General features: G+C 48.4%; 27 protein-coding genes and 1 pseudogene. 18 read left to right on the plus strand and 10 right to left on the minus strand.

Annotation, left to right across the window (positions count from 1 at the left end):
- Window positions 1-4: 4 nt before the first annotated feature.
- From RI501_RS07280 to RI501_RS07295, 4 genes are all read left to right on the plus strand, one after another.
- Window positions 5-1,459 carry an MFS transporter gene (locus tag RI501_RS07280; protein WP_313821274.1) on the plus strand — a complete coding sequence of 485 codons (1,455 nt, stop codon included), beginning with the start codon at window positions 5-7 and terminating at the stop codon, window positions 1,457-1,459.
- Window positions 1,460-1,582: 123 nt separating this feature from the next.
- The gene (locus RI501_RS07285; RefSeq protein ID WP_313821276.1) at window positions 1,583-2,023 is read left to right on the plus strand and encodes a nuclear transport factor 2 family protein; all 441 of its coding nucleotides are present in this window, start codon (window positions 1,583-1,585) and stop codon (window positions 2,021-2,023) included.
- Between the two features lies 1 nt (window position 2,024).
- Complete coding sequence (locus RI501_RS07290; RefSeq protein WP_313821277.1) at window positions 2,025-2,627, plus strand: NAD(P)H-binding protein; 603 nt, start codon at window positions 2,025-2,027, stop codon at window positions 2,625-2,627.
- Window positions 2,628-2,644: 17 nt separating this feature from the next.
- On the plus strand, window positions 2,645-3,499 hold the full coding sequence (locus RI501_RS07295; RefSeq protein WP_313821279.1) for an aldo/keto reductase: 855 nt from the start codon (window positions 2,645-2,647) through the stop codon (window positions 3,497-3,499).
- 163 nt (window positions 3,500-3,662) lie between these two features.
- Here RI501_RS07295 and RI501_RS07300 read toward each other — a convergent pair whose 3' ends face one another.
- The 4 genes from RI501_RS07300 to xerS form a co-directional block, all read right to left on the minus strand.
- Window positions 3,663-4,952, minus strand: coding sequence for a replication-associated recombination protein A (locus tag RI501_RS07300; protein WP_313821280.1), 1,290 nt, complete (start codon window positions 4,950-4,952; stop codon window positions 3,663-3,665).
- Window positions 4,953-5,360: 408 nt separating this feature from the next.
- Window positions 5,361-5,594 (minus strand): hypothetical protein, encoded by a 234-nt coding sequence (locus RI501_RS07305; protein ID WP_313821282.1) that lies wholly within the window; start codon window positions 5,592-5,594, stop codon window positions 5,361-5,363.
- Window positions 5,595-5,606: 12 nt separating this feature from the next.
- Entirely contained in the window at window positions 5,607-6,098 is a 492-nt protein-coding gene (locus RI501_RS07310) for a GNAT family N-acetyltransferase (RefSeq protein ID WP_313821284.1), read from the minus strand.
- Between the two features lie 21 nt (window positions 6,099-6,119).
- Window positions 6,120-7,184, minus strand: coding sequence for a tyrosine recombinase XerS (gene xerS / locus RI501_RS07315; RefSeq protein WP_057730946.1), 1,065 nt, complete (start codon window positions 7,182-7,184; stop codon window positions 6,120-6,122).
- Window positions 7,185-7,388: 204 nt separating this feature from the next.
- Between xerS and RI501_RS07320 the strand changes: the two genes are divergently transcribed.
- The 4 genes and pseudogenes from RI501_RS07320 to RI501_RS07335 all read left to right on the plus strand — a co-directional run bounded on the left by RI501_RS07320 (window position 7,389) and on the right by RI501_RS07335 (window position 10,684).
- Window positions 7,389-8,426, plus strand: a complete 1,038-nt coding sequence (locus RI501_RS07320) for a zinc-dependent alcohol dehydrogenase family protein (RefSeq protein ID WP_313821289.1) — start codon at window positions 7,389-7,391, stop codon at window positions 8,424-8,426.
- Between the two features lie 14 nt (window positions 8,427-8,440).
- Window positions 8,441-9,037, plus strand: a complete 597-nt coding sequence (locus RI501_RS07325) for an NAD(P)H-binding protein (protein WP_313821291.1) — start codon at window positions 8,441-8,443, stop codon at window positions 9,035-9,037.
- 258 nt (window positions 9,038-9,295) lie between these two features.
- Window positions 9,296-10,177 (plus strand): annotated as a pseudogene (locus tag RI501_RS07330) (LysR family transcriptional regulator).
- A 39-nt stretch (window positions 10,178-10,216) separates the two neighbouring features.
- On the plus strand, window positions 10,217-10,684 hold the full coding sequence (locus tag RI501_RS07335) for a flavodoxin (RefSeq protein WP_313821294.1): 468 nt from the start codon (window positions 10,217-10,219) through the stop codon (window positions 10,682-10,684).
- Window positions 10,685-11,173: 489 nt separating this feature from the next.
- Here the strand turns inward: RI501_RS07335 and RI501_RS07340 are convergent, their stop codons facing one another.
- Window positions 11,174-11,359 (minus strand): hypothetical protein, encoded by a 186-nt coding sequence (locus tag RI501_RS07340; RefSeq protein ID WP_313821296.1) that lies wholly within the window; start codon window positions 11,357-11,359, stop codon window positions 11,174-11,176.
- A 217-nt stretch (window positions 11,360-11,576) separates the two neighbouring features.
- Between RI501_RS07340 and RI501_RS07345 the strand changes: the two genes are divergently transcribed.
- Window positions 11,577-12,272 (plus strand): DUF3658 domain-containing protein, encoded by a 696-nt coding sequence (locus RI501_RS07345; RefSeq protein ID WP_313821298.1) that lies wholly within the window; start codon window positions 11,577-11,579, stop codon window positions 12,270-12,272.
- Window positions 12,273-12,473: 201 nt separating this feature from the next.
- On the opposite strand, the gene RI501_RS07350 is transcribed toward RI501_RS07345, so the two are convergent.
- Window positions 12,474-13,016: a TetR/AcrR family transcriptional regulator gene (locus RI501_RS07350; protein ID WP_313821300.1), complete on the minus strand. Its 543-nt coding sequence runs from the start codon at window positions 13,014-13,016 to the stop codon at window positions 12,474-12,476.
- 115 nt (window positions 13,017-13,131) lie between these two features.
- Between RI501_RS07350 and RI501_RS07355 the strand changes: the two genes are divergently transcribed.
- Window positions 13,132-14,133, plus strand: a complete 1,002-nt coding sequence (locus tag RI501_RS07355; protein WP_313821302.1) for an NADP-dependent oxidoreductase — start codon at window positions 13,132-13,134, stop codon at window positions 14,131-14,133.
- Between the two features lie 130 nt (window positions 14,134-14,263).
- On the opposite strand, the gene RI501_RS07360 is transcribed toward RI501_RS07355, so the two are convergent.
- Both RI501_RS07360 and RI501_RS07365 read right to left on the minus strand, forming a co-directional pair.
- Window positions 14,264-14,842, minus strand: a complete 579-nt coding sequence (locus tag RI501_RS07360) for a DUF4811 domain-containing protein (protein WP_313821304.1) — start codon at window positions 14,840-14,842, stop codon at window positions 14,264-14,266.
- Between the two features lies 1 nt (window position 14,843).
- Window positions 14,844-16,325 carry a DHA2 family efflux MFS transporter permease subunit gene (locus tag RI501_RS07365; protein ID WP_313821306.1) on the minus strand — a complete coding sequence of 494 codons (1,482 nt, stop codon included), beginning with the start codon at window positions 16,323-16,325 and terminating at the stop codon, window positions 14,844-14,846.
- Between the two features lie 142 nt (window positions 16,326-16,467).
- Between RI501_RS07365 and RI501_RS07370 the strand changes: the two genes are divergently transcribed.
- Both RI501_RS07370 and RI501_RS07375 read left to right on the plus strand, forming a co-directional pair.
- The gene (locus tag RI501_RS07370) at window positions 16,468-17,046 is read left to right on the plus strand and encodes a TetR/AcrR family transcriptional regulator (RefSeq protein WP_313821308.1); all 579 of its coding nucleotides are present in this window, start codon (window positions 16,468-16,470) and stop codon (window positions 17,044-17,046) included.
- 146 nt (window positions 17,047-17,192) lie between these two features.
- On the plus strand, window positions 17,193-17,318 hold the full coding sequence (locus RI501_RS07375; RefSeq protein ID WP_313821310.1) for a hypothetical protein: 126 nt from the start codon (window positions 17,193-17,195) through the stop codon (window positions 17,316-17,318).
- A gap of 474 nt (window positions 17,319-17,792) precedes the next feature.
- On the opposite strand, the gene RI501_RS07380 is transcribed toward RI501_RS07375, so the two are convergent.
- Window positions 17,793-18,818, minus strand: a complete 1,026-nt coding sequence (locus RI501_RS07380; protein ID WP_043023465.1) for an IS30 family transposase — start codon at window positions 18,816-18,818, stop codon at window positions 17,793-17,795.
- 544 nt (window positions 18,819-19,362) lie between these two features.
- On the opposite strand from RI501_RS07380, the gene RI501_RS07385 reads away from it, so the two are divergent.
- Both RI501_RS07385 and RI501_RS07390 read left to right on the plus strand, forming a co-directional pair.
- Window positions 19,363-19,953 (plus strand): TetR/AcrR family transcriptional regulator, encoded by a 591-nt coding sequence (locus RI501_RS07385; protein WP_313821312.1) that lies wholly within the window; start codon window positions 19,363-19,365, stop codon window positions 19,951-19,953.
- A 111-nt stretch (window positions 19,954-20,064) separates the two neighbouring features.
- Complete coding sequence (locus tag RI501_RS07390) at window positions 20,065-20,400, plus strand: alpha/beta hydrolase (RefSeq protein WP_313821314.1); 336 nt, start codon at window positions 20,065-20,067, stop codon at window positions 20,398-20,400.
- On the opposite strand, the gene RI501_RS07395 is transcribed toward RI501_RS07390, so the two are convergent.
- Window positions 20,366-21,295 carry an IS30-like element ISLpl1 family transposase gene (locus tag RI501_RS07395; RefSeq protein ID WP_313819825.1) on the minus strand — a complete coding sequence of 310 codons (930 nt, stop codon included), beginning with the start codon at window positions 21,293-21,295 and terminating at the stop codon, window positions 20,366-20,368. The genes RI501_RS07390 and RI501_RS07395 overlap by 35 nt on opposite strands.
- A gap of 26 nt (window positions 21,296-21,321) precedes the next feature.
- Here RI501_RS07395 and RI501_RS07400 point away from each other — a divergent pair, with 26 nt between their 5' ends.
- The 4 genes from RI501_RS07400 to istA all read left to right on the plus strand — a co-directional run bounded on the left by RI501_RS07400 (window position 21,322) and on the right by istA (window position 24,738).
- Entirely contained in the window at window positions 21,322-22,020 is a 699-nt protein-coding gene (locus tag RI501_RS07400; protein ID WP_313821316.1) for an alpha/beta hydrolase, read from the plus strand.
- A gap of 35 nt (window positions 22,021-22,055) precedes the next feature.
- Entirely contained in the window at window positions 22,056-22,784 is a 729-nt protein-coding gene (locus RI501_RS07405) for an SDR family oxidoreductase (RefSeq protein WP_313821318.1), read from the plus strand.
- Window positions 22,785-22,809: 25 nt separating this feature from the next.
- Window positions 22,810-23,259 (plus strand): flavodoxin family protein, encoded by a 450-nt coding sequence (locus RI501_RS07410; RefSeq protein WP_313821319.1) that lies wholly within the window; start codon window positions 22,810-22,812, stop codon window positions 23,257-23,259.
- Between the two features lie 261 nt (window positions 23,260-23,520).
- Complete coding sequence (gene istA, locus RI501_RS07415; RefSeq protein WP_048734103.1) at window positions 23,521-24,738, plus strand: IS21 family transposase; 1,218 nt, start codon at window positions 23,521-23,523, stop codon at window positions 24,736-24,738.
- Window positions 24,739-24,749: the final 11 nt, after the last annotated feature.

Consider the following 24,749-nt stretch of genomic DNA (forward strand, 5'->3'; position numbering starts at 1 on the left):
AAACATGACAAAAAGAAGAATGGCTATCGCGACCATCGCGCTACTCATTGCGAACTTTATGGGGGGCTTAGACGCCACCATCGTTAATACGGCTTTACCGGCCATTACCAGCGACCTTAACGGAATTCGACTCATTGGTTGGATCAGCTCTATTTTTTTACTGGGAACGGCGGTGACCACGGTCTTATGGGGCCGCGTCGGTGAAGCGATTGGCAACAAACGAACTTTTCAGATTTCAGTGATTCTTTTTATTGTTAGTTCGTTGGTCGGCGGCTTGTCCACCAGCATGCTGATGTTAATCGTCGCCCGAGCCTTCATGGGAATTGGTGCCGGGGGAATGGTCTCGATTCCGTTCATCATTTACGCCGATCTGTACGCCAACCCAGCTGAACGGGCCCGTGCTTTAGGATGGGTGACCGCATTTTACACCTTATCGACCGTTGTGGGACCACTAATCGGGGGATGGTTGGTCGATACGCTCTCGTGGCACTGGGTCTTTTTCATTAACCTACCCATCGGGATTATTTCATTACTCCTTTTACAATTTTCCTACCGTGAAGGGAATCGTGCGGCCACACAAAACCGCTTCGATTATTTAGGTTCCGGCCTGTTGATTGCGACTCTGGTCGTCTTGTTATTCGCCAGTGACTCAATTGCGACCAATATCGGTCAAACACTAGTGTTGGTCATCATCGGTTTAGTGCTCATGGGCGTCTTCTATCACATCGAAAAACATCAAACCCACGCCTTAGTGCCCGTTGAACTACTAAAAAACTGGCAGATTCAATCCCAGAACGTCATCATGTTCTTAATTAACGGCTTTTTCATCGGGTACAGTGTTTACGCGCCAATGTGGGCGCAAGGGCTCTTAGGAACCAACGCGACTTACGGGGGGCTGACTCAAATTGCCGGGTCCGTGCTACTGCTTATTGGAACGCGCTACACGGCGCACCTGATGGAGAAGCTTCCTTACAAACGCATCGTCATGCTAGGCAGTCTTAGCGTTTTATTGTCAGCAGTCGCCATGACACTGGCGACCCAATCCGCTCCTTATTGGTGGTTGTTGGTTAGTGGGGGCTTTAACGGCCTGGGAATGGGGCTGGCCTTTATCCCCATGCAGGTGTCGTTACAAGACGGTGTACGGCAAGACTTAATTAGCGTCTCAACCACATTCGGCTTACTTTTTAGAACCTTGGGCCAGACGTTTATGTCCGCCATTTTTGGGGCAGTTTTGAGTCTAAGCACGGCTAGTCAGGTCGGAGGTCGGCTCACCACGCGGATGATGAACCAATTGACCGACGCTAGCTCAGCTCGTCATTTACCTCAAACCCTGTTACCCCAATTACGGACCATTTTATTCAACGGTTTGCATCTGATTATGGGGATTGGCTTGGTCCTCGTCATTTTAGCCATTTTCATCAACCTCACCCGGAAAGAACCCGCCAAACAACCCCGGTAAAACAATAAGCGTCGTTTCCATCAAAAGCGGGGCATAAGTCCCGGTATCAAAATCATTGACCATTTTTTCAGAACTCAATTCACGAGATAATGACATTGTCATCAAGAAGGGAAGTTACAAATTATGAATACTCAAGAAATCGCAGATCGGTTAGCTTTGAAGGAACTTGTTGATTTATTTTCTAATTACTCGGACACCAAGGAAAATGACAAGCAGGTTCAGCTGTTCACCCCGAACGGTCGCGTTAATATCATCAATGATGGTGAGGTCACGTTTACACTAGACGGACGGGAGGCCATTCTAAACGCCTTTAGTTCTTCCATGGATGACTATTCCGCTGTCTTTCACATGAGTGGTCAACAAACCGTTAGTTTTAAAGACGCTACCCATGCGGATGGTATTGCCTACAATTACGTAACTCTGGTTAAGACCAACGACCAAGGACAAGCGGTCACCACTAACGAAGGCGTGCGCTATCAAGACCAGTACGAAAAGATTGATGGTCAGTGGTACATTGCCGAACGTAATTCCAACTTTATCTGGCATACGGAGGAGGTTCACTAACATGCAAAATGGATTAATTATTGGGGCGACCGGTTCAATCGGCCGGGCCGTGCGAAAAATGATGTTGGCACAAACCGACGTCCATTTAACCCTCTATTCCCGGCGGGCCAATCGACTCAAGCTGGACGCTAAGCGAGAAACAGCAGTCGCCGGCAGTGTTTTAGATGATGACCAGCTAGATCAGACCATTTCCGGCCAGGACTTCGTCTTTGTGGCACTGAGTGGTGATATGGCCAACTTTGCCACACATATCGTGGCGTCCATGGAACGGGTCAACGTCCACCGACTGATTTTCATCACCACCATGGGCATTTACCAAGAAATTCCGGCGTGGTTGGGCGACTCACCGGAGCCATACCACAATCCCATTTTGAAGTCTTTCCGGCAAGCGGCTGACCGGATCGAACAGTCGTCCTTAAACTACACCATCATCCGTCCCGGCTGGTACACTAACGGTCCCATCAATTACGAAATTACGCAAAAGGGAGAACCCTTTGGCGGCCACGATGTTTCGCGTCAGAGCATCGCGGATTACGTGATTCGTTTAATCAACGACTCAACGCTAGACAACCAAGCTAGCGTCGGCATCAATACACCAGAATAGAAGAGGAGATACAATCAATGAAAAATGAACTCACGTTAAACAATGGTCTCAAAATGCCCTTACTGGGATTTGGCGTCTTCCAAATTCCCGACTTCGAAGACTGCAAACAGGCCGTTTTAACGGCCCTACAACAAGGTTATCGCCTGATTGACACGGCTGCCGCGTACGGTAACGAACGTGCAGTGGGCGCCGCCATTCGCGAAAGTGGCATCCCGCGTGATAAGATTTTTGTGACAACTAAGTTATGGATTCAAGATGCCGGTGAAGAAGCTACTAAGGCCGCTATTCAGGCGTCCTTGGATCGCTTGGGGCTGGATTATCTGGACCTCTACTTGATTCATCAACCATTGGGCGACGTTTATGGCTCATGGCGGGCCATGGAAGCAGCCTACCACGATGGCCGCCTGAAGGCCTTAGGGGTTGCCAACTTTGAAAATGATCGGGTGCAAGACCTGATGATGCACAACGAGATTAAGCCCGCTGTTGATCAGATTGAACTCCATCCATTTTATCAGCAACCGCAACGGGTTCAATGGCTTCTGGACCACGATATTGTTCCAGAAGCTTGGGGACCGTTTGCCGAGGGGCAACGGGGCGTCTTCACTAATCCCGAAATTCAAGCTATCGCGACGGCTCACGGTAAAACTAACGGTCAGGTCATTTTAAAATGGCTGAATCAACGTCAGATTGTCGTAATTCCTAAGTCCGTGCACACTGCGCGGATTCAGGAAAACGCTCAAATCAACGACTTCGAACTGACCGCAACTGAGATGCACCGCATGGCCGCGTTGGACGAAAAGCAAAGTTTATTCGGTAATGCCCATGATCCAGAAGCAGTTAAACAACTGGGAAGTTTCAAGTTCAATTATTAGGTAGATTAGTCGGTTACCCCACTTCTACTCACTAAAAAATACCTCTTAACGTTTATTGATTGGTTAGTAACCATTAAATAAATGCAAAGAGGTATTTTGTGATTAAATTTTCGTTTAGTCAACCGTCACTAACCTGGTAACTCACGACCAATTCACCCAACTATCAGGATTTCGGAGAGTTGTTCCGGTTTTGATCTCGATAATCCTTACCATAGATAAATTTGTGAAGCTTGAAGTACTGTGCGCCCAGTTTCCGTTCGTTCTGATTATCCTTGGGGTGGTAGTATTGCCGACCTTCGAGACCCTGGGGCATGTAGTTTTGCTGGGCAATCTGGTGCGGTTGCTGAAACGGACTGTCGATCAAGCCGCCGCCCGTGATTTCTTCCGAATGTTTATAATGCATGTCGCGCAGGCCGCGGGGCATCGGGTGCAGGTTCGGGTGCTCGGTATCTTGGTCCAGCTGCGCCCAGGTCTCATCAAACGACCCGGACTTGGGCGAGATACACATCAGCATCGTGGCAAACATTAGCGGATACTTGGCCTTGGGCATGCCCACCTTTTCGGCTTGGTTGGCAGCGACCACGATTTGCGTGACCTGTTGCGGGTTGGCCAGGCCAATATAGGTGTAGGGAATCTCCCGTAAACGGCGGACCACTGAGGGCAGGTCATCGTTTTTGAGGAGGACCGCCAAGTAGTACAGGGCGGCGTCGGTATCCGAGCCGGCCATCGAGTCCGAGTAGGCGGCCAGGTAGTCGTAATGTTTCGTCGCCTTGCGGTCGTAACTGAAATGCTGTTGCCGGGCAAAATGCTGAACGGCCGCCACGGTGAGCTTGGTGCCGTCGATGGCGTGCAGGGTCTCCAGGATGTTTAAGGCTACCCGGAGATCTCCATCGGCCGCGGTGGCAATCAGGTCGAGGGCGGACGCTTCGACCTGGTCGTCATCCCACTGGTAAACCGTGGTGACGGCCCGTTGTAAGGTGGTCTTAATGGCCGCCTCGTCGAGTGGTTGAAATTCGAAAATTTGGCAGCGGGAGCGAATGGCCGGAACGATGGACATGATGGGGTTCTCGGTCGTGGACCCAATCAGCATCACGTGACCGTTTTCCAGGTGGGGCAAAAGAAAGTCCTGCAGCGTCTTAGTCATGCGGTGAATTTCGTCGATCAGCAAGACGAACGACTGATGGGGGTATCCGGCGATGGCGTCCGTGAGCTTGGCCTTATTTTCGGTCGAGGCGTTAAACGCGACGAACGGATACTTGTTGTGAGCGGCAATGAGCCGGGCCAAGCTGGTTTTACCGGTTCCCGGGGGACCCCAGAGAATTAGCGGAATGTTCACGTGTTGGTCAATGATTTGGCGCAGGGGCTGCCCGGGGTCTAAGAGAGCGGGTTGTCCCACCATCTGATCCAATGATTGGGGTCGCAGCTGATCGGCGAGAGGGGTGTTAAAGGCCAATTGAAGGCTCCTTTCTGGTTGTCTTAACCGTAAGTTATAGGATTAGCATAGCACGAACCGCCAGTCTTGATTTGATTTTGGCTCGCTTGGGCAGGGGAAAATGAAGGGTTAAGCTGGCGCCATGGAAATAACCATTAAAGTGGGGTAGTCAGACGACTAACGTTAAATTTGATGATTTTTTGAAACAGAAATTACAGGCCTCTGAGATTAAAGCGGGGTTTGAAAAAACAAAATGGGCAACTCGTTCGAGCCGTTGCGGCCAGACAAACTAAGCAGCAGAAGGCGGCCGATAAAGCGGTATCTCCACAATTGCCCCGTCGCTCAAACTAAGTTGGCATGCTGGCACTAAATAGATAAAAGATCGCCTGAAATCAGCATTCAGGCGATCTTTTTATTTTGTACCCGCGGTTACCCTAACCCTAAGCACTGGCGAATATCGTTACTAGAAACCGTTTCACCGCGACTCGCTTTCAGGTTAGCCATGGCATCGCGGCAATCCGTATCGTCCGCCGTTCGGGCCAAAATGGCCGTCCGCAGATACGTAGGCACCGTAACACCGTGAAAATCAGCCATGGTTTTAATCTGCCGGTATTGATTATTGGTGAATTCCAGCGAAACATCTTTGGTCTTAGGCATCTTCATCACGTTTCTTCCCTATGACGGTTCAACCAAATAAGCCAAACTATAGTCGTCAACGTAGTGGCCGTTCAAATAAAACGCGTCTCTGGCCCGTCCCTCAACTTGAAAGCCTTGTTGTGCGTAGAACTGGCGAGCGGCCAGATTGGTGGCCAAAACGTTTAATTCGATGCGATGAATCCCTTGCCGGCGCGCTTCGGTTTTCAAAGCGGTCATTAACTGGCTACCGACGCCCTGATGTTGGGCGGTTTGGGCCACGCCAATCCCGATATTCCAGGTACGGTGCATTGACGGGTAGGGCGACTGGGGGTTCCACGAAATCATCCCCAGAACCTGAGTGCCCCGCACGGCGACCAATTGACTGCCCGCGGGGTAATGTTGCCGATAAGCCGCCAGACTTTTAAGGCGGATGGGCCCGGGACTGTTGGTCGTATTCCAAATGGTTTGGTCGATAGCAAACAGTTGGGGTAAATCTTGTGGTTTGGAATACCGAATTTCAATCGTTGGCATGTCACTGGGCTCCTTTGGGGGTTACAGTTTCTTCAACCCATCCCGCTGCTCCTCATCGATCATGTGGGTGTACAGCCCGGTCGCACTGGTCGAATTTTGCCCCAGCTGGGTGGCCACGAGTTGCTCGTTTTTAGTGGCCAGGTAGAGCTTCGAAGCCAGCGTGTGCCGCAGCTTATGCGGCGTGATGCGGACCTTGAAGGCCGCCGAGTACTTGGCGACCATCTTTTCGATGGTGTTGGCCTGCATGCGTGATGCCTGACCGCGGTAGATGGTCAAAAATAACGCCCGGTCCCCGGGCGCCGCGTGATACAGGGCGGCGCGTTGGTCCACGTAGGCCTGAATGTAGGGCATGGTCCAGGGGGCGATCGGCACCGTATCGCGTTGGCCGCCCTTACGAATCACGCCAATCGTGCTGGTCTTCAAGTTTAAATGCCGCAGGTCCGCGTTGGCGGCTTCCGAGACCCGCAGACCACTCCCCAGTAAGAGGGCGTTGATGGCTAAATCGCGGACCTTGTCGCGCCGAAAGTAGCGTTTTTGCGTTGGGGTCAGTTGCGCTTCGTATTTCTCGTCGATGAAGGCCAGGTAGTCGTGGTCGGTATTACCCAGCATCAGCTTGGTCTTGAGGTTGGCCGCCCGAGTGGCGTAGGTCTCGTTGGTCCGCACCAGGGCGATCTTATGCATCACGTTGCGGTCGAAGTAGGCCTCGCCGTGCTCGTCTTCCGTATCTTCGGTCAGGTACTTGAACAGCGACGACAGGGCGTTTAACGACCGGTTGATGGTCGGGTGTGACCGACTCCCCGGGGCGCCGTTGGCCTTGGTCTGGTTCAACAGGGCGGACTTGTATAACTCCACGGTTTCCTTTTTCAAATGAGCCAGGACGTCGAGTTGGATGTCGGCCGGTTGTTTGGCCGGCGTCAGGCCTTCTTGAATCAGCCAGGTGAAGAAGCGGCGAAACTCCGTGAGGTACTGGTACAGTGTGGCCGGTGACAGGGGAATCGTGGCCTTGGCCTGGTAGTACTCTTGCACGAACCAGGGCGCGGTGGCCAGTTCTTCATCGATCAATTTTAAGTAGTGTTGTTTTTCCATGAACCGGGCCTCCAAACGTTTGTTCTAATGGCTTTATGATACCAAGAAACCGGCGGGGATGACAACCAAAGGTTCTGGAAGCTTGTGGGCAACCTTCCATAAGTAAAACTAATGAATGACTAGTTTATTTGGAATTGGTGGCTGAGCGTTGAGCGGGTAAACTAGGATCTATCAATTAAGTCTAACAATGAAGGAGATTTTAAAATGAAAGCAGCAACGTTTATGGCCCCCGGCAAAATGGTCGTCAAGGATTATGCCAAACCCGAAATTCAAAAACCCACGGATGCCGTCATCAAAATTGTAAGAGCCTGTGTTTGCGGTTCCGATTTATGGTGGTACCGCGGCATTTCCCAACGTGAAGCCGGTTCAACCACCGGGCACGAGGCCATTGGGGTCGTCGATGCCGTGGGGACGGACGTCAAGGACGTACAAGTCGGCGACTTCGTGATTGCCCCCTTCACCCACGGTTGTGGTCATTGTGCCGCTTGCCTAGCGGGTTTTGACGGCGATTGCTTGAACCAAGAATCGGGGGGCAACGGGGGCTACCAAGGCGAATACCTGCGTTTCACCAACGCCAACTGGGCACTCGTCAAGATTCCCGGCCAACCCGCCGATTACTCCGACGAAATGTTAAACAACCTTTTAACTCTCGCAGATGTGATGGCGACCGGTTACCACGCCGCGGCCAGCGCCGAAGTGAAAAAAGATGACACCGTTGTCGTACTAGGTGATGGGGCCGTGGGCCTATGTGGCGTGATTGCGGCGAAGTTATTGGGCGCCAAGCGCATTATTGCGATGAGCCGCCACGCCGACCGCCAAGCCTTAGCCAAGGAATTTGGGGCCACGGACATTATCGCCGAACGCGGGGACGAAGCCGTGGCCAAGGTGATGGCCTTGACCGGTGCTGGTGCCGACGCGGTCCTCGAATGTGTCGGAACGGAGCAATCCATTGACACCGCTGTTAAGGTTGGCCGTCCCGGAGCCGTTGTCGGGCGCGTGGGGGTCCCCAAAAAGTCAGAAATGAATACCAACAACTTGTTCTGGAAGAACATTGGGCTGCGAGGCGGCATTGCGTCCGTGACGTCCGACGACCGGAAGATTTTATTAGATGCCGTCCTTAAGGGCGATATTCATCCCGGCAAGGTCTTCACGCAGCGTTTCACCCTGGACCAAGTTCAAGCGGCCTATGAAGCCATGGACCACCGACAGGCGATCAAGTCGTTGTTAGTCGTCAGCGACTAAAAGGAGCTATCCTGATGAAAAATGTCTTGATTATTGGGGCCACGGGAACCATTGGGAGCGCCGTGCGTCAAACTCTTTTGAACGAAACGGATGACCAGTTGACCCTGTTTGCCAGAAGCACCGGCCGGCTCCAACCCAGTGACCGGGAAACGGTGATCGCCGGGGATGCGACCAACGATGCCGACTTAGACCGGGCGCTGGCCAACCAAGAGGCCGTCTTTGTCGCTCTGAGCGGCCCGTTAGGTCAATTTGCCCGTAAGATTGTGGCGGCGATGGACCGTAACCAGGTCTCACGCTTGCTGTTTATCACGTCAATGGGCATCTATAACGAAATTCCCGCTTCCGTTGGCAGTAACGGGAACCTGAATCATAATGGTGTCTTACGCCCGTACCGGGAAGCCGCTGACGTGGTGGAAACCTCGGACTTGACCTACACCGTGATTCGGCCGGGCTGGTTCACCAGCGGTCCCGTTAATTATGAAGTCACGCGCAAGGGCGACCCCTTTGGCGGGCATGACGTGTCGATCAGCTCCATTGCCGACTTTGTTAAACGAGCCATCGCAGATGATGGCTACTACGCCCACGACAGTGTGGGATTGAATACGAAATAGCCCGTAACGACCCACATTAGTTGAGTTTAATGCTGCTCCTAACAATGTAGGCCTAAAACACCAAAAGCTGAGAAAGGTTCGGGAAACCGTGCCTTTTTCGTTCCTAAGAAGGACTGTAAACCCGCTAATGTCCAAAGAGGTTATGCTGAGGATGGGTTACGGCCGCTAGCTGCTCACTGGGCGTTCTCTAAGTAGCTAAAAAACGCAACCCGTTAAAAGGTTGCTATAATTAAGAAAAACCAACTTGAGGTGTAGCCCATGTTCCAACAGATGCAGTACTTTATCGCCATCGTTAAAAATCATAGTTTTACTCAGGCGGCCGTCGACTGTCATATTTCCCAATCCGCCATTTCCCAGCAAATGAAGGAATTGGAAAACCACCTGGGTGTTCAGCTGTTGACGCGGCAGGGGCGGAGCTTTGCGGTCACGGCGGCGGGGCAGTACTTCTACACGCATAGTCAAGTCATCTTGGCCGACGTGGACCAACTGGTGAACCAAACCGTTAAAATTGCCCAGCCAGACACCGTTAACTTGCGCATTGGTTATCTGCGGAGTTTTGGCGCCACCGAATTTCTTCAAACGGTAGCACAGTTTACCCAAGCCTTCCCGCAGGTCAAGGTCACCATCACGAGTGGCACCCACGAGGACCTCTACGAGTTATTAAGAACCGGTCAAATCGACTTGAATTTTGCCGACCAACGCCGGGCACTGTCTAACGAGTACCAAAATGAATTTTTGACGGACAGCGACTTCATGGTGGCGGTCAATCAGGGTCTCCCCGTCACGACTGACCAAATCGAAAGCGCCGACCTGGCTGACTTACCCTGCATCCTGCTTGGTGCCAACCCGCAACCAGCACCGTCGGAAGAGGCGTATTACCGAGAAATCTTGGGTGTCCAGAGCGACTTTGTTTCGGCCCAGACCTACGATGAGGCCCAAATGTTGATTGCGGCCAACCAGGGCTACTTGGTCATTAACCGCCGGACGCAAGCCCAGCTGGATCACGCCATCGTTAAGCTGATTCCGTTAGTTAAGGGCGGGCGTCCATTACGGCAGAATTATTACGCCTACTAGAAGGCCGACAATTCGGGGTACTATATCGAGAGCTTTGCGGAAATGTTGAAACGGAATTTTGTATAAGTTGACTTTTAATTAATTCTCAATGGAAAGATGATATGTATGACTAATAAAACACTAATTATGTACTACTCCTGGTCTGGCACGACTAAACGCACGGCCCAGGCTATTGCGAACGCCGTGGCTGCGGACGTCGTTGAACTAACAGTCCCCAGTCAGACCTTCCCAAGCGATATGTTTGCGACTTCGGATATTGCCAAGGACCAGCTCCGCACGGGAGCGTTGCCGCCGTTAACCAACACATTACCCGATTTTAAGCCATACGCCACGATTCTGATTGGCGGTCCCGTTTGGAGTGCGATGGTCGCCACGCCGGTGCGACACCTACTGACGGATTTAGCCACGTACACGGGCACCGTCGCGCCGTTCTACACCGACGCGGGGACCGCTGGCCAATATGAACAGGACTTTGCCAGTCTGGTGAACCAGGCGACCGTGAAACCCGGACTCGAGTTCCACGGGCAGTCCGCAGATCAGCTAGCCGCTTGGGTCCGCACCGTTACGGGGTAGGCGGCTGGGCTAACGCGGTTCATGGAATGCCGAAAATCCGTTGTCAATTGAGGTTGTTTAAGCTTGAAAAACGCTCGTCCATTCGGCGGAATGGCGGGCGTTTTTCTTGTTAAATCGATTCAAAAAAGAGGCTGCCATCTTCAGCAGTACTCTGGTCAATATCAAGTTTAGAATGGTATTTGTGATGCCACATCATGCAGTCAGGGGTATTCAACCAAGCGATTATAGGACACCCGTTGTTTTAGCTGATTGTACACGAGCGCCAACCGCTTTGTATTATCGTAGATCATTATCTCATCACATTGAGCCGCAATTATCGGTAAGTTAAGCAGTGATTGGCGGAACCGTTTCGTAATCAGTTCTGGCACAACTCCATGGCCGCCTTGTTGATTCGTCGAGTTCCTTTAACGGTCCTGGGTTGTAAACTGTACAGACTAGATTTCCCCGCGCCACTCACACCTGCAATCAAGATATATTTGAACTGAGTCATTAGCGTTCAAAACGCTTTTGGGCAATCAATTTATCTTGTCTTTTTGCCAGAGCATAATCATAGAGGACGGCGTAAACAGCTTGTTTTTGGGGATCGGCTGCTTTAACAACTGCTAGTCGTAGATCTTCTAGGTCCTGTTTAAGCGCCCAGGCAAAAGTTTCTTGGTCAAAACGTCTATCGAGCATTTTAATGACCTTCTCAGCATCCATTCTGTATGGTAATTATAACATGCTTCGTTTGCGGACCCATTCTCATTATATTTATAGTAGAAAACGGGGCGGGGGCCTGCCCGGCGCCCAGCTGTTCGGTTCAAACGCATCGCTATGGCCACCCGAGGCTTGTCAGGTGTAACCGGTTACGCGACAATGAGAACAGCACACTGACCCGAAAGGATGTTACCTCATGGAAATCACGTTTAACGAAAGTTTTGCAAGTAATCTCGCCCAAGCCCTGCACCAACCCGTCATTGGTTTGCCCTTAGACCTTCAACTGGGAGATTTGTATCGGTTTGAAAACGCCCAGGCGCCCTTTTGGACCTTAAAGGCTCAGTACGACCAGGATGCGACGAGCCCGGACTATTTTAGCACCAGCGTCCAGAAAATTAAGGAAGTTCAGGCGGCCATTGCGGCGGGAGAACCGCTGCGCGTCTGGTGGAGTGAAACGCCCGATGATTTGAGCGGTTTTTATTGGTTATGTGACCAACTCAAGGGCCACCTCAATCAATTATCTCAGGTGAAGGTACCCATGACGGCGCCAAAAATTGGCGAAACCTTGGGCTTTCGGGAATGGGCGAACCTCGGTGAAATCGGTGTTGACGAGATTCCCCAATATTTGCCCACGACCAAGGACGTGTCGTTAGCCGACCGCCAAGTCTACGAGTACGTGTGGGCGAATCTATTGGCGGAGAATGCACCGGTTAGAGCCACGGTCAACGGCCACCTCATCGGGGTCGATGAAGCCTTCTATGACGGTCTGCTGGTGCGACCGGCTGGTCAAGATTGGTCACCAATTCGCATCGTGGGCGAAACGTTGGGGCAGTACCCAATTGGCGTTCCCGACTGGTGGTACTTGTATCGTTTGGATCAATTGTCGCGGTAAGGTGATGGTTATCAAACCGGCACTGAGTTAAAACAATAATAAAATGGACGACAACTTATGGACCGTTAAAGCCAATAGTTGTCGTCCATTTTGATTTAAAAGAAAATGAGGCGGGATGCTGCTAAAATTGCCTAGCGCTCACTCTGAATACCATTTTAAGGTCTAACCAAGGCCTGCTAGTGGTCTGTCTGCACGATTTAGTTAGACGCCGCCCTTGATCAGATTCCAAATGGCCTCAAACCGGTCGGTATATTCGGCGTCGTTCCAAGAGCTTTTAAAGTTGGGCAACGTAAAAATAGCAAACGTGGCGAGAATCATCTCGGCGTGGTCGTAATCGTCTGCTGGTAAGCCTAGAATCTCGTTCATTTGGGCGTAGGCGCCCTGCAGAACTTGGCTAAGGGCGGCCGGATTTTGGTCGATATACTTGGTATTCAGGGTAAACATCTTGGAATCGGAATTATAGGCGTCCTTTTTGGCGTTGACGAAGGCCCATAGCCAGGCGTGTAACCGCTCCTGACGGGAGCCTCGTTGTGGAATACTAAGACGGTTGAGAATTTCGTCCTGAAACCAGGCCGCCGCAACGGCCGTCCAGAGCGCCTGTTTATTGGGAAAATGCTTGTACAACGCGCCGTGGGTGATCCCCAATTCGGCACTGAGCTGGGCCAGTGAGATTTCGGCATTGTCCTGTGCGAGGATGAGGGCCTCGGCCGCGGCTATGATTTGTTGTTTAGAGGTTTTGGCCATCGTTAAGCACCTGCTTCTTTCTAAAAAAAGTAACTTTATTTGATTTTTGTTACTTTTTAGTTTAGAGTAAGGCCAACGTAAAAGCAACTAAATTGATCATAAGCGAGGTGCCGAGATGCAAGCAGCGCAGTTAGACAAGTACGATAAAAATTTCCAACTTAAAGTACGGAATATTCCGAAGCCCGTGCCCCAACCAAACGAAGTCCTGGTCCGGGTCAAATACGCGGCCGTTAATCCGTTAGAGGCCCTCATCGGTACCGGCAGTGTGCGGGTACTCCAGGGATATCGCTTCCCGTTAACCATGGGCAACGAATTTTCGGGAATCGTTGAGGCCGTTGGCGCCAACGTGACCGCGTTTAAACCCAACGATGCGGTTTACGCCCGGATGCCCTTGGCGAAGATTGGGGCGTTTGCCGAGTATCTGACCATCGATCAAGCCGAACTCGCGGGGATGCCCAGTCAGTTGGATTTTGCCCACGCGGCGGCCGTTCCACTGGCCGGTCTAACCGCCTACCAGGCCTTTCACGACATCCTAAAGCCCCGGCCGGGACAACGGCTGATGATTCTCGGCGGCTCCGGGTCGCTAGGGCAATTAACCATCCCCATGGCTAAACAGCTTGGGCTTACCGTGGCGGTCAGTGGTAACCAGCGGGGCCAAGCGGGGGCCTTGCGGTTAGGTGCAGATCAATACTTTGATTACCGCACCGAAAACTACTGGGACCGATTAGCCCCGGTCGATTACGTCCTGGACACGTTAGGGCCAAAAGAGTTACCGCACGAACTGGCCGTCTTGAAGCCAGGGGGCACGTTGCTGTCCCTCAAGACGGGACCCAATCGGGAGTTTGCGCAACGGAACGGTTTTGCGTGGTGGCAGACGCTCGCGTTTTCTCTGGTCGGGCGGAAGGTGGACCAGCAGGCCCGGCAACACCACGTAGCTTACCGTTTCCTGTTCGTGAAAAGTAGTGGCGCCCAATTGGCCGAGGTCACCAAGCTGGTGACTCAGGCCCACCTCGAACCGGCTATTGACCCCCATGTCTTCACGCTGGATGAGGCGAACCAGGCACTAGACCTGGTGACGACCGGGCATCCTAAGGGAAAGGTCCTGATTGAATTTTAACGGACCACAGAAAAGATTCTAAGCATCGCTATTACCAGATGGTCCATCAGTCCTAAAGCAAAAACGGGCCCCAACATCCTGGCACCACGCTAACGGCGGGTGAGGTCGTGTTGGAGTCCATTTTTTTGCTTTAATGTGGTGTCTGTCGAGCCACTTTACGGGCTTCCTGGGTCGTTAAGACGTGCCAAGACAGCGGTACCGTGACGGTTGTTCGTTCACTAATTAGTTGATGATTATTGTGGTCGAAGGCGAGAAGCCGGGCATAGAAGGCCGACTTAAACACCCATTCTCGCCGGGTAGTGGTCACGCTGGGGCGGCTAACTGCTTGACGGCGAAAAGTCGCGCGCTTTTTCGTTGCTGTTACTAGCTGCTTTTGGTCAGGAACAAAGTGTGGTTGTGGTTGGGATTGAGTCGCCGTTGTACGGTAAATAAGCACGTAATTCTGAGCCCGAGTCCCCAGGCGGCGAACGATGAGAAGGTTGTTCGGTATGGTCGCTGGACCCGCCGAATAAATTCGATGGGTCGTCTGGACCGTGGTTCGGGGGCGCATCCCCCAATGATCAGCTAAATTGGCGGATAGGCCCCCGATACAGCAAGCTAACAAGAACAGTGTGAGAGTTCCGGCTAGCTGGCTTAATTTTGGCGAACGAATCAGGAACCAGGCCATAAACGTTAAACCAGTTAATCCAATGATCAAGGCAATCAGCATATTAATTCTCCCCCTTAGGCTTTAGCCACCACGCCACCCCTAGACCAACTACCGCAAAGGCCAACCCAATGCAAAAGGATATCCTAAACCCAGCCATCGACGCCGCGAGGGTTTGACCAGCATAGGTCAACGGATTCGTTACCTTCAACTGACCGGTGGGCATGTGCTGACTGACGATGTTCTGTGTCACGGAAGACAACAGTGCAACGGCAACGGAGGCCCCTAACTGACGCGCCATATTGTTAGCGGTGCTGGCGTGGGCAGCCATTGATTGGGGAAAAGCATTCATCGCACTGATGGTTAGCGGCATCATGACCAAAGCAATCCCAATGAGGCGGAGTGCGTAAATGATGGCAATGAGTCTCGCGGAAGTCGTGGGCGTGATAAACGCAAAGGGCAGGGTCCCCAGCGTTAGCAGACTAAACCCGAAAAGGGCTAACCGGTGAACGCCCACCCGATTAAACAAAAATCCGGAAACGGGGGAAAGCCCGCCCATAAATAAAGCACCACCTAGTAACGTCACACCAGACTGGAAGGGCGTTAAGCCTAAGATGTTTTGAAGATACGTTGGTAACATCATTTCAACGCCATACATGGCCATCATGACCAGCACCACCAAAACGGTCGGAAGCGTAAACGCCTTATTCAAGAAAACCCGAACGTTTAGAAAGGGGATGTCCAGCCGAAGCTGGCGACGAATAAAGACGAAAATCAGGAGCAGGCCGACGATTCCAGGGACGAGAACCTTGGGGATGTTCCACCACCCGACCGTGGCCACATTAGTTAGACCCAGCAGGAGACTCGAAAAGCCGACTAGGGATAAGCTTAGTGAGGTGAAATCACGCGGGACGGCTCGATTAGGCAGCACATCCTTCATCTGGAAAATGGCGAGAATCAGCATGCAGACTACCAAGATAAGCGGAGCCAAGAAAATATTACGCCAGGAATGACGGATGAGTAGCCCGAAAAGTCGGTGGTTACGACTCAAAATCCACCCCGAAAGAATGGGACCTAAGGCGGGAGCTAAGCCCACCACGAGCCCTGAAAGTCCCATGGCGACCGCCATCTGTTTGGGCGGGAAAATGGTCGCAATAATCGTTTGCATCAGAGGTAGCAGAATGCCAAAAGCGGCTGCGGCCATGATTCTCTCGGTAATGAAGAGCCACCAGTCATTGGTAGCGGACGGTGCAGCGTAAGAAATCAGCATCCCTGCCAATAAGAGCACATCCAACCCCAGCAAGAGCCACTTGGTCGGAAATTTAATCGCTAAATACGCTGAAAGCGGAACAACCGCACCATTAACCAATAAAAACCAGGTTGTAGCCTGTTGCGCGGTGCTGAAACTAATCTGGAAGGCCTTCATGAGGGCTGGCATGGCGGTTGCCATCGTCGTCTGCATGAGTGATCCGGCAAAAGTGGTCGTCAACGTGATAATAAGAATGACTGTTGCGTGATACGTTTTTCCATGAATATCCTGTGACACGGGTCATGACCTCCTCAATGGATTGATTACCCTTGAGGCTACCCGTCTCGTAACGGCATTGCTACAACAAAATCCGTCATTACGTTGTAAATACAACAAGATGACGGATTTTGTTGTAAAATTAGGGAAATAGGGGGCTATCATGTACTCGAAAAAACAAGCGGCAACTAAAAATCAATTTGAGACGGCACTATTGCAATTGTTGACGGTTAAAAAGTTTGAAACCATTACTGTTCGCGACGTGACCGAGGCTATGCATTACGACCGCAGCAGTTTCTACCGCTACTATGATGACAAGTATGCTTTGTTGGAGACTATTGAAGATCGGTTAATTACCGACATTAAAGCTCACTATCACGAAGTAGCTGATTTGAACGGACGAGTTGACGTAACCGTTGACCAACTGACAGCCCTGCTAGGGGTATTTGATGAACCAACGATGGCTAAACAGATGGCGGTCCTTCTGGGTCCCAACGGTGATCGCTTATTTGAGGTCAAACTGACCAAGATGTTTTCCGCGATTTTTTACGGTTCAACTAAGTCAACCGTCAAGAAAACGGCAGGAACGGAATTAATCGAGCAATACCTCGCCAATTTATTCATTCAGACGATCCGTTACCAAACGTCACCGAACCGTTCACTATCCACGGAGAAACTGGCGCAGCAGTTGAACGACATTTATTTTAGAGGCTTTGTCACCTCGTTACATCGTGGATCTTAGGAATGAATCGTGCGTTCAGACTTCAATGTAAGCATACGTATTCTTAGGAATTAATTTCCGGTATCGATGAACAGTAAATCATTTGGATAAAGTCTCGTTATAGGCTTTGAAAGGATGACTTCTTTAGTCCCACTGAAGGAACTGTGATGAAGGAGACCGAGGTTGATACTCACCTGGCTAAGACCAACTTGAAGAAAGTTATCGTTAAAACGGTGGCTAGTTCCAAGACAACCACTATCATCTACTACTTAGCAACTAAGGGAAACGGTTAAGACTTCCGTCAATAACGGTGACTATTGCCAATGCCCAGTAGGCTAACTTTAATTAAAGATATGAATGTTTTATCAACCCATGTTAGTGAAGTAATCCGAGAGCTCAATTAATGTACGAATTGGATTCTTTTTCCGTTTTTGAACCTGATTTGAATTTGAAAGAGGCGAGAAGACTTGTTTTGCTAAAGAAGAATGGCTGAAGGGAAATTTGAGCACTCAAAAGAGGATAATCTGTGTAAGCTGACAATTGGGGAGAACCAGGAAAAAGTTCCCATTGATTTAATTTTTAGCAATGAGCAAGGGAAAGAAAATAGAGGAAAGATTATCAACACAAAACATTTAACCAATGTAATCCGTATCAGTCATTCAGGAGATGCTACAGTTTCATTAACTTTACTTTTGTTAAGCAAAATAATCCTCAATTGTCAAATCAAGTGCAACACTAAGAATCTATTCTTAGAAGTGGTCTAGTTGCTAAGCTAGTTCAGGCATTAGATCGGCTGGGCAACGATAGTTTAATGAACGCCGCAGCCGGTTGTTTAAGGTATCCTGAGCCAGCTGAATATCAATGAGTGAGGCCAAAACCAAGGATCTACCCTTCGGGAAGAACTCGCGCAAAAGGCCGTTAGTGTTCTCATTGGTTCCGCGTTCCCATGGTGAATAAGGATGGGCAAAGTAGATGTCCGTTCCCGCCACTTGGCTCAAGCTTGAGAACTCGGCACCGTTATCAAAAGTAATGGTTTTAAAGTACTCAGTTCCATAGTCATATAAGGTGTTCTGGAGGGCTTTCAAGCAAGTGTCGGCATGATAATTGGGAAGTTTAACGATGATTTCTAAACGACTAACACGTTCAGTCAAAGTCATTAATGCTGGCTCAGATTCAACTCGTTTACCTTTGACCAAGTCACCTTCCCAGTGTCCAAGCTCTTGACGTGCTTGAACCACAGTGGGACGCTCTTCGATTGAATGGCCCAGATTCTTCTTATTGATTCGGTGATGCTTTGTTCCGGGACGTTTGACTCGGCGACGGAGTTTAGCTGGTAGGTCTGAATTACGGATAGTTAAACGCTGGTCATCAATGTATCGATACACCGTCGGTGTTGAGGGACAGACAACTCCTGGGTAATTAGTCTTGAATTGGTGAACAAAAGTATCCACACTATGCATTCTGGGGCGAGCTTTTAAAGCTGTAACCAAAGCATTACAGAAGGTTTGACAGTGATCAAAGAGTCCACGATAACAGCTGTTTAGCCGGTGCTTACGATAAACTGCTTCGCCAGTTTCCGCCAGATATGACTGTTCGAAGATACGAGTATTAGCGTTAATCTGTGTTGTTGTCCCCCGTCTTAATTCACGCGAAATCGTACTGGGATTACGATGAAGAGCCTTGGCAATCCGGCGGATGGACCAATCTAAGCCCCTTAGGGCTTCAATTCGACCACGTTCAGCTAAATTGAGTTGGTGATACTGATTAGATATGATATTCTTAATTCGGGTCATGAAGATACCTCTTTCTTGTTTGTGGTGAATTAAGAATAGGTCTTCATGGCCTTTTTGACTAGTCTGAATAAAGAACTGGTCTAGTAGAGCAGGTGTTGCACTTCAATTTTAAATCGAGGTAAGCAAAATAATCATGTTCAGGGAAAGTAAAGTTATGCCAACTGGTAGAAACGAAAGTAAAGTTATGACAGTCAAAAGGATATTTATTATTTCGTTTCACAAACACTTCCACAAAGCATATTTTTAAAAAGCGAACTTTCAGCTAAGCGCAGTCGATAATCAATCAGCTTTATTCTCATTATAATTTTTGTGTTGCTTATAATCGAAGGGCTTAGTCTGTTCAATACTCCCACCTGGTGACTTAACTGTTGCAAATCATTGGATCTTTTAATACTCCGGTGAACTATAAGATGAGTGAAGCTACCGTTCTGAATCCGATATTTAAAAATATTTTTTCAAGATAAATGCTGATTCATCAGCGTTTTATACAATCAAAAAGATCGAGCCAACAAAAAAGTTGCAGTTTTGGGTTGACTATAATCGAATGACCGTTTATTATACAGACATGCGATATAAAGATAACAGTAAAAAAGAGGCTATCTATCAGGCAACTATTCTTCTCTTAAATAAAGACGGCTTTTCAGCAACACCGATGTCAAAAATTGCGAAGCACGCGGGTGTTTCTCCTTCAACGATCTATGTGTATTTTGAAAATAAAGATGATATGTTGAAGAAGCTATACCTCGATACCAAACAAAAAATGGGTGCTAAAATGTTTGCAGACACCGATGGAATGGACATTAAAGCCAGTCTTGCCAAAGTGATTCGTAATTATATTGATTATATTCGGGAAAATAAGGAAGCCTTCTTATTTCTGCAACAGTTCACTAATTCACCTTATATGAGTGAATTAGATGATCGGGAAGCCAATAATTATTTTACACCGATGTATCAACTTGTAAAAAGAGGACGGCAGGAAGGAGTTTTTAAAAACGTAGACGATGATGTTTTGTTTGCCTACATTGAACCGCCGATTACTGAAGCAGCAAAACGTTATTTTAGAGGAGAATTTGAGTTTACTGACGTACGGATTAAGTCTTTGATTGAACTAGCTTGGAGTGCTATTAAAAAGTAGCACTTTCCTTTTACCACTATAATGAACGTTCATTCGATTATTATAGAAACTGTCTGCGACAATCTTTTTCTCGCAAATAATATAGCTAACCAACAGAATGGAGAAATTATGATGCAAAAGAAAGTAACTTTTAAGAACAATGAACATGAAATGGCCGGAATCCTATTCTTTCCTGATGATTTTGATGAGGCCCAACAATACGCAGCTTTCCCAGTTGCTTCACCTGCTGGTGCCGTTAAGGAACAGATTGCAACCAACTATGGTTCACGACTCGCCAAATACGGATTCATCGCACTAGCTTTTGATACGTCACATCAAGGTGAAAGTGGCGGTACACCACGTCAGTTGGAAGCTCCTTACGAACGGGTGGAAGATATCAAATGCGCCATCGACTATTTGGTAGATTGCAAATTTAATCCGAATTTTTGGACAAATTGGTCAGCATAACCTGATACGGTGTTTGCCAGTCGAGTATTTTAAGCGGTCGCTGGTTAATTTGGAGTAACGTCGTCGTTAAATCTTGAGCACTAATGTGCTCAAAACGAGTCCCCTTAGGATAAAAATAACGTAAATTCCGATTAAAGCGTTCATTACTACCACGTTCAGCTGGCGTATAAGCATGACAGTAATAGGTCTTAATACCATATTGTGATTCAAATGATACTAGCCCACTAAACTCAGTACCACGGTCCACAGTAAAACTGTGCACCGGTCCATTAAAAGTTGTTAGGAACTTAGTCAGTGCTTCATTAACACTCGCTGTCGTTCGATCTTTTAACCGGTATGCCCAAAGGAACCGTGATTTTCGATCGATTAAAGTTAATAAAACTGCCTTACTATGCCCACGAGGACCAACGACTGTATCTAGTTCAAAATCGCCGATGCGATTACGTTGATTAATCATCATGGGACGCTGTTCAATTGATCGCCCCAAAGATTGATTATATTTGGATCGTTGGTCAACGTTACGCCGTTGGCGTACGCCATGTTCAGGTAGATCATTCAAGGAGAAATCAATTCTCCCCTGATTTAGCCAATTATAAATAGATTTAGTAGCTAGTTTAAATTCGTGAGCAATCATTCCTGGTGACCAGCTTAGACGTAAATGGTTGAGAATTTTTTGCTTTAACTCATCGCTCAGCTTAGTTTTCCGACCACATCGTGATCGCTTGTATTCGGCATCTGTTTGTGCTAATTCAGCCTGATAAGGTTGACATCGAGATAATTCATAAGAAATTGTTGACGGTGATCGGTTCAGCCGAACGCCCATTTGGATATTGGACAGCCCTAGTTCACAAAAGGTTTCGATTTTAATTCGTTCGGAATAGGTTATACTAGACAAAAGATCAGCTCCTAAAAGATGGGTTTGTGGTAAACACCATTTTAAAGGAAGCTGATCTTTTTTGTCCGAACAGCGTTCGGATTAATTTTACAATCTACCATTTAACCACATTGCCTTACGTCGATAACGAACGAATTGGTCAATTTGGTGTCTGCGCTGGTGCTGGTTATTCCATGCACACGGCTATGACGGATCGGCGAATCAAAGCAGTTGCGGTCGCTAGTATGAGTGATCCTGCATCATGGATTCGTGACGGCTTTGACGGTAAAACACCAGTTGAAACCCAATTGGCTTTGTTGGAAGAGGCATCAAATCAACGGACGCGTGAAGCTAATGGCGCCGACCCAATCTATGGGACGTTTGTTCCAGAAGAAGTAACGGCTGGTATGCCAAATACCTTGGAAGAAGCTCATGAGTACTATCGGACGCCTCGTGGTCAACACCCACGTTCAACGAACCAAGTATCAATGATGTCGATTGACAAGATGACAGACTTTTCAACGTTCATGTTTGCTGACAAATACTTGACCCAACCTATTCTGATGATTGCCGGTACAAACGCTGACACGCTACGCTTCTCAGAAGATTTACTCGAAAAGGCAGCTTCTAAGAATAAGGAATTGTTTACGATTGAAGGTGCGACCCACGTCGATCTTTATGACAAGCCGGAATATGTCGACCAAGCAGTCGCAAAAGCAGCCGCTTTCTTTAAGGCCAACCTGTAAATTTAAAGAAAAAAACGGAAAGGGATTGATTAGCCATGACAGAGCCAACTAGAAAAATTGCACTGATTACGGGAGCTGACCGCGGTATTGGATTCGAAACTGCTAAGGAATTAGGCCAGCAAGGATATGTCGTATTAATTGGGAGTCGAAATGTAAAACGGGGCCAAGTTGCCGTAGAACAACTGAAAGCATTAGACATTGTTGCCGATACTTTAGAGATTGATGTCACTGACCAGCAAACAGTTCAACGGGCAGCAGATCAAATTTCCAATACGTATCAAAAATTAGATGTCTTGATAAATAATGCTGGCATCGCACTGCCGGATGATGAACTTCCAAGTACCGTGAGTGTCGATGTTTTACGTCAGACCTTTGATACGAACTTCTTTGGGAGCTTTGCTGTTACGCAAATTATGTTGCCCTTGATTCGTAAGGCAAAGGCAGGCCGTATCGTCAGCTTATCTTCTTCAGTCGGATCTCTAAACTGGCAAAGTCACCCCATCGAGGGTGCACCCATCAATCCAGCGTATGCGGCTTCTAAGAATGGCGTTAACGCGTTAACGGTCATGTTTGCTAGAGAATTGAAGGGCACAGCAATTAAGGTCAATGCAGCCGATCCAGGGTGGACTGCCACGGATTTAAATGGATTTAATGCGCCACGTAGTGTAGCCGAAGGTGCCCAAATTGTGGTCAAACTAGCGACCTTACCAGCCGATGGCCCTTCCGGACAATTAATCAGTGAATCTGGGAAAATCGCCTGGTAGCTATTAAACAGTGAGGTGGGTATGAATGAACACTCAAGTGGTTTATTTTTCAAATAGCGGTCATAACAAACGTTTGGCTGAGAATATTGCTAGGCACTATGGGACCTCAGCAGTTCCAATCATACCAGTTGAGGATTATCCCATGAACTACAACGAATTAACGGCGCAAGCTAAACATGAGCGCTTTCACCATGTTGAGGTTCCTATCCAGCCGCTTTCTCTAGATCCAAAGGCCGATGTATTAATCTTGGTATCGCCCATCTGGTATGCGGATTTACCACGATCAGTCGTGTCTTTTTTGAAACAACTAAAGCACACCTATGCACGTGTTACTTTCACAAGTGATAAGTTCATGGTCGGGTTTGGTACTTGTGGTCAAACCCTTCGGCGATATTTAAGTTCACCCACAGTGATTAATAAGGTAGCTGCTAATAGTACGAACTTTTCGCGAATAACAGCCATTCTAGACAACTAATTCAAGGGCCCGGTAAATAACCGAGCCCTTTTTGTATCACTATTCTTTAAAAAGATTTGATTTAGTACTTGCGTTGAAGTGAACTCCAAGGTTTATAGTTTCATTATTGATTAAAGCAAAAGGAGTCGATCAGATTGAATATGAAATTACCTAAAGTGTATATGGCGGTCGTAAAATGTAGGAAAATGGCAATTAGAAATTGTCGGTTTTCCTACATTTTTTGATATCATAAATCACATTGGAACCAAGGAGGTTATCGATGTGAGATACGATATTCGAGAAGGAGTGCAGACTTACGTGAAAAATAATTTAAAGCCTAACTACGCTGCCCTAGCCCGACAATACGGGGTTGATTACCGCACCGCCAAACGAGCATTTCAAGAGGCCCAAGCCCCAATAGCGTTGAAGAAAACGACTAAGCGTCCCAGTAAGCTTGACGCTTACCGAGACATTATTGAAGATAAGATTGAGCTTAACTGTTCAGCGATGGCTATCTTCAAATTCATTCAGAAGAAGGGATTTACTGGCCAATACACGATTGTCCGTAACTACTGCGCCGGTCTCAAAAAAGAAAAAGTTCATAAAGCTACAATACGTGTTGAACACACGCCTGGACTATCAGCTCAAGTGGATTGGAAGGAAGAAATGACGCTATATTCACGCGATGGGAAGCCACATCACTTCAATGTCTTCCTGTATGTTTTACCATTTTCAAAGTTGAAATTCATTACGTTAGTCTTCGATCGGAGTCAGGATACCCTGTTCAGTTGCTTAGATGATGCCTTCGAAGCAACTGGTGGCGTTCCTCATGAAATCTGGTTCGATAACATGAAGCAAGTCGTTGATCACTCAAAGTCTAATTTTGGAAGGGCCGTGTTCAACGAACGATTTAAACAATTCTGTCAAGATGCCGGTTATAAACCAATTGCTTGTCGGCCGTTAAGGCCACAAACAAAAGGAGTCGTGGAAGCCTTGGCACGAACCATCGAACGTCTCCGGCCATATAATTATGAGTTCGATGATGGCGTAGATTTGATTCATATCGTCGATGAACTCTGCGATGATTTAAATCACGAAGTGTCACAATCAACGAACCAAGTTCCTTTAGATAAATTTGAGTACGAAGAAAAAGAGTACCTCCACGAACTACCGGCTAACCTGCTAGATTCCTTCTTCGAAGAAGACATTACCCGTGTCGTATCGAAGGAATCGATGGTTAACTTCCGTAAGTGCAAGTACTCTGTAGATCCGCGTTACATAGGTCGGACAGTCAACATTGAACTATCTGATAATGCACGCCAACTTCAAATCTATTATAACGGAGAACCAATCCGTTCGCACGACATTACGACTCAAGCCTTAAATTATCATGAGGATGACCGCGTTCAAATCCTAAAATCCGACCTCCTTAAAGGTCGGAATGATCAAGAAATTAAGGCATTTATCGCAGAACATCTATCTCAATATGACGAAGTGTGAGGAGTAAATAA

Origin of the sequence: Levilactobacillus zymae (genome assembly GCF_032190635.1) — a bacterium.
GTDB lineage: Bacteria > Bacillota > Bacilli > Lactobacillales > Lactobacillaceae > Levilactobacillus > Levilactobacillus zymae_A.

Bases quoted from the DNA above. Each gene is read 5' to 3' on its own strand.
- RI501_RS07280 (WP_313821274.1), top strand. From the start codon at position 5: ATGACAAAAAGAAGAATGGCTATCGCGACCATCGCGCTACTCATTGCG.
- RI501_RS07285 (WP_313821276.1), top strand. From the start codon at position 1,583: ATGAATACTCAAGAAATCGCAGATCGGTTAGCTTTGAAGGAACTTGTT.
- RI501_RS07290 (WP_313821277.1), top strand. From the start codon at position 2,025: ATGCAAAATGGATTAATTATTGGGGCGACCGGTTCAATCGGCCGGGCC.
- RI501_RS07295 (WP_313821279.1), top strand. From the start codon at position 2,645: ATGAAAAATGAACTCACGTTAAACAATGGTCTCAAAATGCCCTTACTG.
- RI501_RS07305 (WP_313821282.1), bottom strand. From the start codon at position 5,594: ATGAAGATGCCTAAGACCAAAGATGTTTCGCTGGAATTCACCAATAAT.
- RI501_RS07310 (WP_313821284.1), bottom strand. From the start codon at position 6,098: ATGCCAACGATTGAAATTCGGTATTCCAAACCACAAGATTTACCCCAA.
- xerS (WP_057730946.1), bottom strand. From the start codon at position 7,184: ATGGAAAAACAACACTACTTAAAATTGATCGATGAAGAACTGGCCACC.
- RI501_RS07320 (WP_313821289.1), top strand. From the start codon at position 7,389: ATGAAAGCAGCAACGTTTATGGCCCCCGGCAAAATGGTCGTCAAGGAT.
- RI501_RS07325 (WP_313821291.1), top strand. From the start codon at position 8,441: ATGAAAAATGTCTTGATTATTGGGGCCACGGGAACCATTGGGAGCGCC.
- RI501_RS07335 (WP_313821294.1), top strand. From the start codon at position 10,217: ATGACTAATAAAACACTAATTATGTACTACTCCTGGTCTGGCACGACT.
- RI501_RS07340 (WP_313821296.1), bottom strand. From the start codon at position 11,359: ATGCTCGATAGACGTTTTGACCAAGAAACTTTTGCCTGGGCGCTTAAA.
- RI501_RS07345 (WP_313821298.1), top strand. From the start codon at position 11,577: ATGGAAATCACGTTTAACGAAAGTTTTGCAAGTAATCTCGCCCAAGCC.
- RI501_RS07350 (WP_313821300.1), bottom strand. From the start codon at position 13,016: ATGGCCAAAACCTCTAAACAACAAATCATAGCCGCGGCCGAGGCCCTC.
- RI501_RS07355 (WP_313821302.1), top strand. From the start codon at position 13,132: ATGCAAGCAGCGCAGTTAGACAAGTACGATAAAAATTTCCAACTTAAA.
- RI501_RS07360 (WP_313821304.1), bottom strand. From the start codon at position 14,842: ATGCTGATTGCCTTGATCATTGGATTAACTGGTTTAACGTTTATGGCC.
- RI501_RS07370 (WP_313821308.1), top strand. From the start codon at position 16,468: ATGTACTCGAAAAAACAAGCGGCAACTAAAAATCAATTTGAGACGGCA.
- RI501_RS07375 (WP_313821310.1), top strand. From the start codon at position 17,193: ATGAAGGAGACCGAGGTTGATACTCACCTGGCTAAGACCAACTTGAAG.
- RI501_RS07380 (WP_043023465.1), bottom strand. From the start codon at position 18,818: ATGACCCGAATTAAGAATATCATATCTAATCAGTATCACCAACTCAAT.
- RI501_RS07385 (WP_313821312.1), top strand. From the start codon at position 19,363: ATGACCGTTTATTATACAGACATGCGATATAAAGATAACAGTAAAAAA.
- RI501_RS07390 (WP_313821314.1), top strand. From the start codon at position 20,065: ATGCAAAAGAAAGTAACTTTTAAGAACAATGAACATGAAATGGCCGGA.
- RI501_RS07405 (WP_313821318.1), top strand. From the start codon at position 22,056: ATGACAGAGCCAACTAGAAAAATTGCACTGATTACGGGAGCTGACCGC.
- RI501_RS07410 (WP_313821319.1), top strand. From the start codon at position 22,810: ATGAACACTCAAGTGGTTTATTTTTCAAATAGCGGTCATAACAAACGT.